Annotated in this window: 9 protein-coding genes and 1 pseudogene; 3 read left to right on the forward strand and 7 right to left on the reverse strand. The window is 70.0% G+C overall.

Features of this window, described 5'->3' with window-relative positions; all coding sequences use genetic code 11:
• Positions 1-46: 46 nt before the first annotated feature.
• The 7 genes from QEG98_RS04170 to QEG98_RS04200 form a co-directional block, all read right to left on the reverse strand.
• Positions 47-457, reverse strand: a complete 411-nt coding sequence (locus QEG98_RS04170; protein WP_090485883.1) for a response regulator — start codon at positions 455-457, stop codon at positions 47-49.
• A complete protein-coding gene (locus QEG98_RS04175) occupies positions 450-3,395 on the reverse strand; it encodes a response regulator (RefSeq protein ID WP_316565827.1) in 2,946 nt (981 codons plus the stop codon). Before QEG98_RS04175 ends, QEG98_RS04170 begins: the two co-directional genes overlap by 8 nt.
• 3 nt (positions 3,396-3,398) lie before the next feature.
• A complete protein-coding gene (locus tag QEG98_RS04180; RefSeq protein ID WP_316565828.1) occupies positions 3,399-4,559 on the reverse strand; it encodes an FIST signal transduction protein in 1,161 nt (386 codons plus the stop codon).
• A 29-nt stretch (positions 4,560-4,588) separates the two neighbouring features.
• Positions 4,589-6,484 carry a cytochrome C gene (locus QEG98_RS04185; protein WP_316565829.1) on the reverse strand — a complete coding sequence of 632 codons (1,896 nt, stop codon included), beginning with the start codon at positions 6,482-6,484 and terminating at the stop codon, positions 4,589-4,591.
• A gap of 225 nt (positions 6,485-6,709) precedes the next feature.
• Positions 6,710-7,102: a HAMP domain-containing sensor histidine kinase gene (locus QEG98_RS04190; protein ID WP_316565830.1), complete on the reverse strand. Its 393-nt coding sequence runs from the start codon at positions 7,100-7,102 to the stop codon at positions 6,710-6,712.
• The gene (locus tag QEG98_RS04195; protein ID WP_316565831.1) at positions 7,036-8,067 is read right to left on the reverse strand and encodes a GAF domain-containing protein; all 1,032 of its coding nucleotides are present in this window, start codon (positions 8,065-8,067) and stop codon (positions 7,036-7,038) included. Before QEG98_RS04195 ends, QEG98_RS04190 begins: the two co-directional genes overlap by 67 nt.
• Positions 7,983-8,552, reverse strand: coding sequence for a PAS domain S-box protein (locus QEG98_RS04200; protein ID WP_316565832.1), 570 nt, complete (start codon positions 8,550-8,552; stop codon positions 7,983-7,985). Before QEG98_RS04200 ends, QEG98_RS04195 begins: the two co-directional genes overlap by 85 nt.
• Before the next feature lie 230 nt (positions 8,553-8,782).
• Here QEG98_RS04200 and QEG98_RS04205 point away from each other — a divergent pair.
• The 3 genes and pseudogenes from QEG98_RS04205 to QEG98_RS04215 all read left to right on the forward strand — a co-directional run bounded on the left by QEG98_RS04205 (position 8,783) and on the right by QEG98_RS04215 (position 14,308).
• Positions 8,783-11,835: pseudogene (locus QEG98_RS04205) on the forward strand (helicase-related protein).
• Positions 11,836-11,981: 146 nt separating this feature from the next.
• Positions 11,982-12,791: a pilus assembly protein gene (locus QEG98_RS04210; protein ID WP_316565833.1), complete on the forward strand. Its 810-nt coding sequence runs from the start codon at positions 11,982-11,984 to the stop codon at positions 12,789-12,791.
• Complete coding sequence (locus QEG98_RS04215) at positions 12,770-14,308, forward strand: pilus assembly protein (RefSeq protein WP_316565834.1); 1,539 nt, start codon at positions 12,770-12,772, stop codon at positions 14,306-14,308. The genes QEG98_RS04210 and QEG98_RS04215 overlap by 22 nt, the downstream gene beginning before the upstream one ends.
• Position 14,309 lies beyond the last annotated feature (1 nt).

A 14,309-nucleotide genomic window follows, 5' to 3' on the forward strand; every position in this document is an offset into this window, starting at 1 on the left:
TCGCGGGCCCCGTCCCAACGGGACCCGCGGGCATGTCATCCGGCGTTCAGGTGGTGGGAGCGGGCGTCGGGGTGGGCGGCCGGGGCTTCAGGTGGAAGGCGCGCAGGCGCTGTGCCAGCTCCTCGCCCTGCACGCTTTTGGAGATATATCCGTCCGCACCGGACGCGAGCGCCAGTGAGCGCAGCTTCGATTCGTCGGATGCTGAATAGAGGATGAACTTCGTCTTCGGCAGCGCGTACTGGCGCGCCAGGTTGACGACCTTGTCGCCCTTGAGCGCGGGGAAGTTCACGTCGATGAGGACGAAGTCCGGCTCCACCGAGCGGACGAGGTTGGAGACACCCAGCGCGGAGGTGTGCGTGAGCACCTCGAAGCCGTAGGCGCTCAGCGAGCGCTGTACGAGGTCGAGCAGGTCCGGGTCGTCGTCCACCACCAGGACGCGCGCTTTTTCTTCAGACATGGGTTCTCCCTAGATGCTTTCGAATCATCTCGAGCAACTGGTCACGATCAAGGGGCTTGGTGAGATACGCGGTGCAACCGGCCGCGTGTGCCTTGTCCTGATACTCCCGCCCCGCGTGTGCCGTCACCGCGATGACGGGAACATGGGCCGCGGCGGGTAGGGCTCGCAACCTGCGGGTGACTTCCCAGCCGTCCAGGCGGGGGAGCGACAGGTCCATCAGGATGAGGTCCGGGGCGTCGCGGATGGCGCGCTCCAAGCCGTGCTCGCCGTCCTCCGCTTCGATGACCTCGAAGTGGCCGTTGAGGTAGCGGCGGACGATGTCGCGGTTCTGCGCGCTGTCCTCCACATAGAGGATGCGGGCCAGCTTGCCGGCGCTGGCGGCGCGCTGGGACAGCAGCAGGCCCTTGGCCTGGGCGATGACGTCCTCCAGCGCGTGGCCGCCCTTCTTCACGAAGCCGGCGAAGCCGTCACGCAAGAGGGCCTCTTCCTCCGCGGAGAGCGTCTTGCCGGTGAGCACCACCACGGGCACCTGGAGCTTCTCCGCGCGCAGCCGGCGTAGGACCTCGAAGCCGTCCAGGTTGGGCATCATCAAATCCAGCACCACCAGGGCGGGCGGGGACACGCGCGCCTTGAGCAGGGCGTCCTCGCCGCTGCGGGCCTCGGAGGTGGAGAAGCCGGCGCGGCGCAGGTTGCGGCTGACCAGCTCGCGGGTGGCCGAGTCGTCGTCCACCACCAGCACCTCACCCACGCTGGTGGAGGTGCCGGAGGACTGATGGAGGCTGCGCTGCACCACCTCCACCAGGCGGTCTGGCTCCACCGGCTTGACGAGGTACTCGCACGCCCCCAGGGAGAAGCCGCGCGCGCGCTGCTCCTCCACGGAGATGAGGATGACGGGGATGCCGGCCAGCGAGGGCTCGCTCTTGAGCTGGCTGAGCACCGACCATCCGTCCAGCTTGGGCAGGTGGATGTCCAGGAGGATGGCCTGGGGCCGCAGCTCGCGGGCCCGCTTGAGGGCGGCGATGCCGTCCTCGGCCACCACCACCTTGAAGCCCGCGGGCTCCAGCTGTCCGGCCACCAACTGCTGGATGAGCGGGTCGTCATCCACCACCAGCACCGTGCTGCCCGGCTGGGCCATGGTGCCCACGTGCTGGGCCACTTCCGACACGGGCACGCCGCGCTCCAGGTGCGGCCCGCCGCCGTTGTCCGGCGTCTCCAGCGTGGTGGGCAGGCGCACCGTGAAGGTGGTGCCGCGGCCCAGCGTGGACGTCACGGTGACATTGCCGCCCAGCACACGGGACAGCTCGCGGACGATGGCCAGCCCCAGGCCGGTGCCGCCCACCTTGCGCGTGGTGGAGCCGTCCACCTGGCGGAACTTCTCGAAGATGAAGGGCAGCTCGTCAGAGGGGATTCCGACGCCGGTGTCCTCCACCGTCATGATGACTTCGTTGCCCGCGGGCACCAGGCTCAGCGCCACCTCGCCCGCGTCGGTGAACTTGGCGGCGTTGCTGAGCAGGTTGAGCATGATCTGCCGCAGCTTCAGCGCGTCCGAGCGGAGCATGCGGGCGGACGGGTCGATGTTGGTGGTGAGGGCCACGTCCTTGCCCTTGAGGTACTCCTTCACCGTGGCCAGGCACTCCTCGGCCAGCTCCTGCACGTCCACCAGCTCGGTGACGACCTCCACGCGGCCGGACTCAATCTTGGACAGGTCCAGGATGTCGTTGATGAGCGCCAGCAGCGTCTTGGCGTTCGTCTTCACGACGTTGAGGTCGCGGCGGCCGTGCGCCGTCAGCCGTTGGCCCTCCTCGCGCATCAGCAGGTCGCAGTAGCCGATGATGCCGTTGAGCGGGGTGCGGATTTCGTGGCTGAAGTTGGCCAGGAACTCGCTCTTGAGGCGGGCGGCGGCTTCGGCTTCCCGGGCGCGCTCCTCCTCGTTGCGCTTGGCCACCGCCAGCTCCTGGGCCAGCCGGTCCAGGTCCTCGTTCTGCTGACGGATGATTTCCATCTGCAGCGCGCGCTGCTGGTAGGACGCCAGCGAGCGGGCGGACACGGCGCGGGTGCGCTTGATTTCCTCCAGGCTGGCGGCGAGCTGCTTGTTGGCCGCCTCCAGCTCCGCCTTGGACGCGCGCAGCATCTCTTCGTGCTGCTTGCGCTCGGTGATGTCCTCGGTGACGCCCATCACGTAGCGGGCCACGCCGTGCTCGTCGAGCAGGGGCAGCTTGCGCGTGGCGAAGATGCGGTCCACGCCGTCTGCGCGGGCCACCTCTTCAAAGGACTTCATCTGCTTGGTTTCGAGAATCTCCGTGTCGATGGCGATGAACGACTCGGCCTGCTCCTTGGGGAAGTAGTCGTGGTCCAGCTTCCCCAGCAGCCATTCCTTGGTGACGCGGAAGGCGTCCGCGAACGTCTTGTTGGCCACCACCAGCCGGCGCGTGTCCGCGTCCTTCACGAAGAGGACGAACGGAATCGCGTCGATGATGTTCTCCATCAGGTAGTTGGTGCGCTCCAACTGCACCGCGGTGGCGGTGTGGCGGCGGCGGTCCGCCGTCATCCGCAGCTCGCGCTGCACCACGGGCACCAGGCGGCTGAAGCGGTCCTCGGTGATGTAGTCGAGCGCTCCGGCGCGCACGCTGGCCTCCAGCGTGGCCTCGCACCAGTCGCGCGACAGCACCACGAAGGGCAGCTCCTTGCCGTGCTTGCTCCACAGCGCCTGGACCTCGGCGAAGCCCATGTCGGGGACTTCCGAGCCGCACAGCACCAGGCCCCACGTGCGTGACAGCGCGGCCTCCGCCGCGGCCGCCGTGGTGGCGCGCTCCGTCACCACCGTCACGCCCGCGTGCTGGAGGGCTTCCTCCACGCGTTGGCACTCACGCTCGCCGGCCACGAGCAGGAGCGACGCATTGTCCGCCGGAGAGTCAGAGGGAGGCTGCGAGGAGGCCATGGCTCAGTTCGCCCCGAAGACCAGCGCGGTCAGCGTGGTGTTGATGTGGAACCCCGAATAGATTTCGAAGTGCACGTTCATCCCAGCGGCGGTGGGTGCGGCCTTCAGCGTTTCCGCCAGTTGCTGCACGGTGTTGGTGGCACTGGCGTACCACATGCGTCCACCACAGTGAAAAAGCAGGGCGGCCTGGGGGTTCTGGACCCTGCGGGGTACCTCGTCGGTGAAGAAGCTGCGCGTCATGCCGGCCATGTCGCCCAGCTTCATCAGCTCCAGCTCGGTGCCTTCCTCCAGCAGGTTGGCGAAGAGGATGGAGCCATCCTCCTGCGGGCTCCAGGCGGCGCGGATGAAGTACTCCCGGCCCACGCGCAGCGCGGTGGGGCGCACGGCGAAGCCCCGGGGCGTGCCGAACTCCAGCTCCTCCACGCTCACGCCCAGGATGTCCGCGTAGCGTTTGGCGGCCGGGTGCCCGTCGATTTCGAGCGCGCGGGTGTGGCTTTCATCCACCTTGGTGATGGTGAGCTTCTCACCGGTGGGCACGTACCAGTGGGAGCGGAGCGCGGCCCAGGGCGCGTTCGTCTTGAAGAGGGCCACCAGCACCGCGTCGGTGGCGACCTCGCCATCCACGTGCACCATGGCGGACTGCTTGGCCGGGTCGCGGTTGGCGTCGCTGGCGCCGCCGCCCACCAGCACCAGCGTCTGGCACTTCTCCAGGATGCCGAGCAGCAGCTCTTCCTTCTTGTAGCGGAAGCCGTCGTCAATCACGAGGCCGACGAACCGGCGCGGGTCCAGGTCCTGCTGCCGCACGCCCAGGTCCTCGCACGCGCGCTTGATGGAGGCCGCGCCCGCGCTGATGGCGTCCACGGACAGGCCGGTGCCCAGGCCCAGGCCCACCTCGAAGTCTCCGAAGAGGGCGCTCATCACCACGCTGCCCTCGTGGATGCCGGTGTTGTCCAGCTCGCCCGCGGTGGTGGCGCCAATCAGGCGCGTGCCCGCCGGCAGCCGTTGACGCACGGCGCGGTTGAGCGCGTGCTGGTCACGCTCCCGCGAGGCGAACATCGTCACCAGGCGGGGCGTGTCGCTGCCCAACTGACTCAGGAGGTCCTCCGCGGCGGCATCTGGCTCCCTCAACGTGGTGCGAGCCGTCTGCATCTTGACCTGAGCCATGGAGGAACTCCGAGGTGCGGGAGCGGGGGTTAGAGGCCGCTTCCGGGATGCCGAGTATGACAGGCGCCGGTGCACTGCTGGAAAGACTCGGCGCCGCCCCCCACATACATGCTCTCGATGGGTCCGAATTGCGCCACGTGACTGTCAGGATAGCTCTTGTGACAGGACAGGCAGGCGGCCTTGCTGGTGCGCTGGATGCTCTCCTTCGTCAGGTGGCATGACGAGCACTGTTGGAGCGGTGCGTCAAAGCGGTTGGACCGCGAGTGGATGAAGTGGGTGCGCACGAAGATGGGGCCCTCCAGCTCGAAGGCGAGCGGGGCGTGGCACCCGGCGCACGCGGCGCGGTTGTCGTTGGCGTGCAGCACCACGCCCAGCTCACCGCCCTTGCTGTGGCAGGAGGTGCAGGGGCCGGTGGTGTGCTTGGGCTGGGTGCGCTGCGGGGTCCCCACCTGGATTTCAATGGTCGTCGACCCGGGGAGGTCCTCGCCCAGGTACACGCGGCGGCCCTTCACCGTCACCAGGTAGGTGCCGGGGGCCGCGTTGTCCGGCAGCTTGAACTGCCAGGTGTCCGTGTTGGGTTGGTTCCAGAGGTTCGGGTCGATGAAGGCGCCGCCGAAGAGGACGTTGGCGAAGGGCAGGGTGGCGAACTGCGAGAAGACGCCGTCGCGCTCGGGCGTGGCCACCACCTGCTCGTCCACTTCGGGGTCCAGGAACGCCTCCAGCGCGACGATGGAGCGGATGGGCTGGATGTTCTGCGCTGGCCCGATGATTTGCGTCATCAGCATGCGCTCGCGGTGCTTGCGCCGGTAGTAGGTGGTCGTCGCGTCGAAGAAGGCCCGGTAGTACTGCAGCCCGGATTCGGTGCCGTCGGGGGCCACTTCGTTGTAGGGCGGCAGGTAGCCCTTCTCGTGGAGCCGGTTGCCCGCACCGTCCCGCAGGGTGAGCTGGAAGCTGATTTCCGTGCCGGGGGCATAGGTGCCGTCCGGGCGAGGCGGGGTGAGGGCCTCCACGCCAATGCGGAAGCCGTAGGCGTAGCGCGCGTCGCGCACCTGCTCCACCGGGATTTCGTAGGGCGCGGCCGGACGCAGGCTCCAGCGCAGGCGCAGCGTGCGGGTGTCGGAGCGCAGCGTGAGCGTCTGACGCTGGGCGTGCTCGTACGCGTTGCGCAGCTCCAGGATGGCCTCTTCCTCGAACTGGGTGGAGGCCGAGCAATCGTCCGGCGTGGCGCAGCCGGAGGCCGTCTGGATGCCGCGGAAGCGGCGGATGAAGAAGTCATCCATGCCCGCACGGCGCTGATGCTCGGTGCCCGCGTTGAGCAGGATGGGGACGCCGGTGAGCCGGCCGCGCGAGTCCACCGGCTCCACGATGAAGTGGCTGGGCAGGTCCATCCACGCCGCGTTCCGGAAGAAGCGGCGGCGGGTGTAGGGCCCCGGGGCGCCGATGGACTCCTGGTCCACCTGACGCACGCCCCACCAGCCCAGGCCGCCGAAGTCGCTCTGGGCGATGAGGTTGCGCAGGCCCTCGTCCTTGGTGGAGGTGACGAAGGTGCGGATATCAATCTGGTTGATGAAGAAGGTGGAGCCCTCGCGCACGCGCAGCGGCTGTCCCACGCCGTTCTTCACCTCGAGCGCCAGCGCCACCGCGGGCGTCTTGTTGCCAGGCCAGGGCCAGCCACCAAGCAGCGACTGGGGATCGGCGTCCAGCAGCGCCTTCTCCGCGGACCGCGTGTCCAGCGCGCGCGTCTCCAGTGCGCTCGTCTCCAGCGAGACCGTGTCCGGCGCCTGCGTGTCCAGCGAGGCTGCGTCCGGGGTGTCCTGTCCGCCGCAGGCGAGCATCAGCCCTGCGAGCGACGCGAGCAGGGCCCGGGGGGCTCCAAGTCCACCCATGGTGCAACTCCTCGTACGTGTAAAAGCCGACGCCGCCATGGCGCCTGGGGCCAGTGGGCCGTGTTACCCGTCGCCTGTGGGGCGGTGTGGGCCGGGCCTCTCCCGTTTCCGGGTTTCCCCGGTTCAGGTCTTTTTAGCCGTACGAAGATTATCTGCAACGAACAGATTTGTTCAACTTCTGGGAAAACAATCCGCCTGGGGTCAAAACTGCTGTGTTTTCAAGGAGATGAATGCCTGCCCCGCAGGGCTGCCTCACCCACAGGGTCATACCTGCACTTCATTCACTGAGCAGGATTCCTTGTTTGTCCTGCGGGGAAGCTCAATTGTGAATTCCGAGCCTTCCCCGGTTCGGCTCTGGACGTGGATGGTGCCCCCGTGGGCCTCGACGAGCTGGCGGACGATGTAGAGCCCCAAACCGGTGCCGGGGTGCTGCCCGCCGGCATGGACGCGCTGGAATCGGCGGAACAGGCGCTGCTGAGCTTCCACGCCAATGCCGATGCCGCCGTCCCGGATGGCCAGGCGGGCGCAGTGGGTGTCGGCCTGGACGCGCAGCTCCACGGGGTGGCCGCGGCCGAACTTGAGGGCGTTGCTCAGCAGGTTGGTGACGACGCGGTCCAGGCGCTGCCGGTCCCACTGGCCGGTGGCGCCTTCCTCCACGCGGATGCTGAGGGCGCAGCCCGCGGCGCTGGCCTGGTCGCGGTGGCGCTCCACCACCTCGCGCACCAGGTGCGCCAGTCCAGCGGCTCCGTGTCCAGCACCATGCGGCCCGCTGACAGGCGAGACAGGTCCAGGAGGTTGTGCACCAGCCGGCCCAGGCGCCGCGTTTCGCCCTCGGCTCCGGCCAGACCTTCGCGCAGCCGCGTGTCGGAGGTGCCGGCGCTCTGCATGGACAGGCGCCGCAGCCGCAGCTGGAGCGAGCTGAGTGGGTTGCCCAGGTCATGCGCGGCGATGCCGATGAGCTCCAGCGCGTCCTGCGCCTGCGCCAGCAGCCGGGCGTTGTCGAGCGCGAGCGCGGCGCGCGCCGCCAGCTCCTCCATGAAGGCCCGGTCCACCTCGCCGAAGCGGCGGTGCGTGCCGGTGGACAGCAGGCACAGCGCGCCCAGCACGCGGGAGCCCACCGCCAGCGGCACCGTGAGGGCGGACGTCACGCCCAGCGCGCACAGCAGCTCTCCGTGTGCGCTGCCTTCCAGCGCCGGCGGGAGACGGGCGCCGTCCAGCTCCGGGAGCAGCTCGCTGCGGCCCGTGCGCACCACGCGGGAGGGGCCCACCTCGCCATCCTCCGGACAGCGCAGCAGCGGCTCCCACATGCGGTGGGTGGCGGCGATGTCCTCGCAGGCCACCGCGTGCGGACGCACCGTGCCGTCCTCGGAGGGGAGGAAGAGGATGCAGGCGTCGGCCACCTCGGGCACGCACAGCCGCGTGAGGGCCTCGCCCACTTCGCGCGCGCCTGACAGCGGCTGGAGCACGCGGCCGGCTTCCGCGAAGAGCGCCTGGGCCCGCTCCATCCGGCGGCGCTCGGTGATGTCGCGTGTCACCTTCACGAAGCCGCGCAGCCGCCCGTGCGCGTCGTACAGCGCGGTGAGCAGCGTCTCCGCCCAGAAGCGGCTGCCATCGCGGCGCACCCGCCAGCCCTCCGCCAGCAGGCGCCCTCGCGCGCGGCCCGCTCACGGTGCGCGCGGGGCACGCCCGCGGCCACCTCGTCCACCGGGTAGATGCGGTCCGCGTCGCGTCCGGCGAGCTCCACCTCGGACCAGCCCGTGAGGCGCTCGGCGCCCGCGTTCCATGCCGTCACCCGGCCGTGCCGGTCCAGGAAGCACAGCGCATAGTCCGTCACTCCGTCCATGAGGAGCTGCAGGTGCTGCTCGCTGCATTGGTGGCGCGCATGCAGCGGCGCCAGCGCGCGGTGGAGCACGAAGCCCAGCGCCGCCACGCAGGCCAGACCCAGCAGCCCCGCCAGGACGGCCTGGGGCAGGGCGCCGTGGCCCGGGGGCATGCTGGCTTGCGCGTAGACGGCGGACAGCAGCGTCGCGAGCAGCAGCAACCCGGCGAACAGGCAGGCGGACAAGCCGGCGCTCACTCGCTGGGCGAACGTCCAACGGCGCATCATGTGGTGACTCCCCCCCAAGGCACCCTTCCGGGCGTGCCGTCGGTGAGGAAAGCATCACCCAGTCTGCCTGCTGGAAGACATCGTCCTGGTGGACGGGGTGGGTCCACCCCAGGGGCGCTCGGGCGGTGCGGTGCGGGCCTCTGGAGGGCGCTTCGTCCGACGAAAGGCCGTCACGGGAAGCCGTCATGGAATGGCCTTCGCCCGGACAGGGGGTTATGAGCGGACGCTCCATGTCTCTCGTCGAAGGTTCGAAGGTCCGTTACCTCCCGCAGCCCGAATGGGGTGTGGGGCATCTGTTGTCGCTGCAGGAGGAGGGCGCCAAGGCGCTCGTCGCCTTTCCCGCTCGGGAAGACGCCCCGGTGCTGGTGTCCACCAAGGGCGGAGCCCTGGTGCAGTACCCGCTGCCTCCGGGCGAGCCGGTCATCACCTACAAGGGTCGCCTGGCGCTGGTGGTGCGCGAGGAGCCGGGGGCGCGCGGCCTGCGCCGCTACGTGCTGCGCTACGTGGAGAACGACGAGGAGGACGAGCTCCCCGAGTCCTCGCTGCGCGCGCTGCCGCCCCGCTCCGACCTGCTGTCCACCCTGCGCGAGGGCCGCGTGGGCGAGGCGCGGGCCTTCACGCTGCGCAAGCAGGCGCTGGTGCTGGACGACGAGCGCCGCTGCGACGCGCTGGGCGCGCTGCTGGCCAGCCGCATCATGGTGAAGCCGCACCAGGTGGGCGTGGTGCAGCGCGTGTTGTCCGCCAGCCGGCCTCGCTTCGTGCTGGCGGACGAGGTGGGTCTGGGCAAGACGATTGAGGCGGGCATGGTGTTCAGCGCGCTGCGCCTGTCCGGACTGGCGCGCCGCTGCCTGGTGGTGGCGCCCAGCCACCTCACCGTGCAGTGGCTGGTGGAGCTGTTCCACAAGTTCAACCAGCTCTTCACGCTGATGGATTCGGACCGCTACGCGCAGTCCCTGAAGGAAGCGCCGGAGGTGTCCCCCTGGGCGCGCTTCCCCCTGGTGGTGACCAGCCTGGAGATGCTCCAGCGCAGCGAGGAGCACCGCCGCGCGCTGGCCGGTGAGGACGCCTTCTGGGATTTGGTCATCATCGACGAGGCGCACCACCTCAAGGGCGAGCGCGCCTTCGAGGCCGCGCAGGTGTTGGCGAAGAACACGTGGGGCCTGTTGCTGCTCACCGCCACGCCCATGCAGTTGGACCCGGCGGAGTACCACGGCCTGCTCACCCTCATCGACGCGGCCACGGCGCCCTCCGTCGCGGGCTTCGAGGAGCGCCTCAAGCGTCAGGAGGAGCTGTCCGCCGCGGTGCGCGCGCTGATGGAGGGCGGCAAGCCGTCCGCCGCGGTGCAGGCGCTGGCGAAGCGCTTCCCCGAGGACGCGAAGCTGTCCTCGCTGAAGGACCGGGACGCGCTGCTGCAACACCTGTCGGAGACGTACAGCCTCAGCGACCGGCTGGTGCGCAACCGCCGCGCGGTGGTGGGCGGCTTCTCCACGCGCCGGCTGCACCGCCACCCGGTGACGCTGCCCGCCGAGGAGCTGAAGGTCCGCGACGCCGCGCTGGCGGTGCTCGCCGGGGCCAGCCTGCGCGGCGCGCCGCTGGGCAACGTGCTGCGCCGGCTGGAGTCCAGCCCCGCCGCCTTCGCGGGCGCGGTGCGCGCCAACCCCGTGTTCAAGGGGCATGCGGACGCGCTGCGGCTGCCGTCGCGCGACGCGAAGTTCGGCGCCTTCCTGGGCGTGCTGCGTGGCATCTGGAAGTCGGAGCCTGGGGCGAAGGTGCTCGTCTTCACGGAGAGCCGCGACACGCTGGACGCGCTCCAGGCCGAGCTGGGCCGCGAGGGCGTGGAGGCGCTGGGCTACCACGGTGACTTGCCCCTGGTGGAGCGCGACCGGCAGGTGGCGCGCTTCCGCGACCCGGAAGGGCCCAAGGTGCTGCTGTGCACGGAGGTGGGCGGCGAGGGCCGCAACTTCCAGTTCGCGCACCACCTGGTGCACTACGACCTGCCCTGGAGCCCGGCCACGGTGGAGCAGCGCATTGGCCGGCTGGACCGCATCGGCCAGACGCATCCGGTGGAGATTCACGTCTTCGACCCGGCGGGCACGCTGGCCTCCGACGTGCTGATGCTGCTGGCGGACGCGGTGGGCGTCTTCGGCGAGACGGTGGGCGGCCTGGACGCGGTGCTGGAAGAGGTGGAGGCGCGGCTGGCCGAGCTGGCGCTGATGCCGCGCGAGGCCCGCATGGCCTACGCGCAGGAGCTGAAGGCCCGCGTGGAGGCGGCGCGCGCGCAGGTGAAGCGCGCGTATGACCCGCTCCTGGACGTGCGCAGCTTCGACCGGCCCGCGGTGGAGCGCCTGGTGAAGCGTGCCCAGGAGCGCATGGGCATCGAGGCCGACGAGGAGGACGAGGACGGCGAGGCGGAGGCGTCCGGCGTGGAGGATGGCCTGTGGGGCATCGCGCGCGACCTGGACGAGCGGCTGGAGGAGACGGTGACGGAGCTGGCGCGCCGGGTGGGCATCGGCGTGGACACCGACGAGCAGGTGGAGGCCTTCCAGGTGGCCTTCCAGTTCGGCCACGCGCTGAAGGTGGACGGACTGCCGGGCATCGACGTGATGGAGGACCGCACGCAGCTGGGCACCTTCTGGCGCGACACCGCGGTGGAGGCGGAGGAGCTGGAGTACTTCGCCACCGGCCACCCGCTGGTGGAGGCGCTTTTCGGCTTCCTGCGTGACGGCCCCTACGGGCGCAGCGCCTTCCGCTTCATCGAGCGGCGTGGACCCCAGAAGGGACGCGGCGTGGAGCTGCTCTTCCACGTCCAGTTGCCGGAGCCGGAGGACACGTCCCCGGGAGCCCGCGTGCCCAGCCGCCAGTTGGCGCGCTTCCTGGAGCGCACGTTGGTGCACGTCGCGGTGGTGGAGGCGGGCGGCAAGCCCAAGGCCGACGCCACGCTGCTGCCCGCGCTGGAGAAGGAAGGAAGTCGCTCAAGGGCGACGAGGTGTCGCTTGCCTTCCCCGGCTTCGCGGACTTCGTGGACGCGGCGGTGCCCGTGGGCCAGAAGGCCGCCGAGGCGGAGCTGGCGAAGCTGGCCACCCGGGCGCGCAAGGCCATTGAAGCCGAGCGCGACGCCGCCGTGGCCCGCCTGCGCCTGTCCCTGGGGCACCAGGGCCTCTCCACCGAGGCCGTGGAGGCGCAACTGGACGCGGAGCGCACCCACTACGCCCGGCTGCTGGACGCGCTGGCGGGTGCCAAGGTGGTGCTCGACTCCGCCTGCGGCTTCGTCCTCAACCGCTGAAGGCGCCCCGCCCAATGTCCGCTTGTTGACGCGCCATGTCGTATTTGCTGGGACTTCAAGAATTGCTGATTTTGTTCTCCTAGTGAAATCGCGCGTCTTCAGGACGCCGGGCCATTTGACCGATTCCTCAATCAACGAGAAATAGGATGGTGGAGGCTCGTATGATCCACCGAGGCACCCCACGCACACGACGTCAGTCGGGACAGGCCGCGGTGGAAGCGGCGCTGACCCTTCCGCTGGTGGTGTTCCTTGTCCTGGGGACACTGCAGCTCTTCATGATGCTCCAGGCCCGCATCCTGGCGCAGGTGGCGGCATACCGGGCGGTGCGCGCGGGCAGCATCAACCACGGCAACTGCCTGCCGATGATGCACGCGGCGCTGGTGACCATGCTGCCCACGGTGGCGCGCACGGACAGCTCGGAAACCCTGGCGGCGGCCTTTTCCCCCCGCCGTCACAACCAATTCCGGGTGCGCAATTCCTACGGGCGCGACTTCAACGAGCCGTTGATTGAAATCGTCCGGGAGTCACCGGATGCCGGCTGGGCGCAGGAGCTGACGGGGGGCGAGGACCTGCTCTTTGATCAGCCCACGGACAACGCGGCGGCGCTGCGGGCCCGCACGTTGGAGATACGCATGGTGGCCTGGTACTACATGCGCGTCCCCTTCGCGAACTGGGTGATGAGCCGCATGCTGCTGGCCCACTTCCGGCTCCGGCGCTACACGGCGGCCAACCCGCTGATGCCGGTGCAGCGCCGCTCCGCGTGGTGGGGCGAGACGAGCGCCACGCTGGGGCGCGACGGCTGGCCCGGCGGTGATTTGGGCACGCGCATGGTGCGCTGGAGCGACCAGGGACACTTCGTGTTCCCCATCCAGGTCAACGCGGCCATGCGAATGATGACGCCCGTCATGTCCGAGTACTTCATGGGAGGTCCCGCGTGCAATCTCCACGGCTCGTGAGGCACTCGCGGCGAGGCCAGGCGCTGGTGCTGTTCGCGCTGACGCTGCTGCTGCTGACGTTGATGGTGCTGATGACGCTGGGCTTCGGCATGCGCGCCAAGGAGCGCGTCGAAATCCAGATGGCCGCCGACGCGGCCGCCTACAGCCAGGCGGTGGCCACGGCGCGCGCCTTCAACGCCATCGCGGTGATGAACCGCGCCCAGGTGGCGCACATGGTGGCCATGGCCGGGACCCAGTCGCTCATCAGCCACAGCAGCCAGGAATACGCGGCGCACAACGTGGCCTGCCCCGGCTCCATCCCGCCGCCGGTGTGGTTCGCCGCGGACGCGGCCGCCGCCGTGCAGGTGCAGCAGCTCCAGGGGCGGGCCGGCAACCTGTTCCAGGCCGGGCTCAACATCTACGGCAAGCTCCTGAGCGAGCACATCGCGGAGCAGGAGCTCACCCGGCGTGTCGCGCAGGCGGTCAACTCGGAGCTCCGTGCGCCGCCCGCTGGCGCGGCCAAGAGCTTCTCCGAGCTCAATGGTGGCAACGACGTCCCGGAGCGCGACGCCGTCATCCAGTCCATCAAGGCGGGCACCTATGGCTGCGGCGTGGGGGACGGCGCGCTCTGCCCTTCGGGCGGCGGCACCCCCGCGCTCAACGCCACCATGGGGAGCATGGGGTGGACGTGGGTCCACAACCGTCCGGGAGGCACCGCCGGCTTCGGCACCGGCGGCGCCGCCATCTCCACCAGCTTTCGCCGCTACGGCTCGGTGTCGCAGATGGACCCCGCGACCTACCACACCGTGTCGGGCCGCAACTCGACGGCGCATGACCACGGGCGCGTCGTCATCCCCACGCGCTGCACCCGAGCGCCGACGCTTCCGCCCATCGCGACGGATGCGTGGGTGATGTCCGACGAGGAGCAGACGCACGAGGACCAGCACGTCTACGGCGCGCGCATGCCCCCGGGCCAGGCGCCGGAGGACGGCAAGCCAACCTACGAGACGCACACGCTGGGCGCGTGCTCGGTGTGCCCCGGCATCTGGCCCTACTCCGTTGGCTACAACGTGGACGAACTGCACGCGGGCGCGTCCAACCACTACGGCCAGCCCAAGCTGTACAGCATGCTGTACCGGGACTACGCGAGCGCGGAGCGTCGGGCCCGCCCGGACCCGTGGAACCTCTTCTTCCGCTTCCGCTTCGCGGGGACTGAAACAGAGTTCGACAACAGCAGTCCGCTGGGCCGCATCCGCCCCACGGGCCGCGAGGACGTGCACCGCAACCAGGTGGCCCTCTCCGCCGGCATGGTCTACTACCACCGGCCCCGGCCCGCGGCGCAGGGCGGCGGCTGGCGCGAGCCTCCCAACTTCCTCAACCCCTTCTGGCGCGCCACGCTGGTGAGCGCGGAGGGTGCCCGGGATGACCGGCCCGCGGACAGCCTGTCCGCTGCCGGCTTCTCCGGGCATGCGCGGGCGCTGCGAGAGCTCCACTCCGTGGGCTACCGGGGCGGTGGCCCCGGTGACAGGGGCTACTGAC

It is taken from the genome of Myxococcus sp. MxC21-1 (assembly GCF_032612255.1).
GTDB classification, from domain to species: domain Bacteria; phylum Myxococcota; class Myxococcia; order Myxococcales; family Myxococcaceae; genus Myxococcus; species Myxococcus virescens.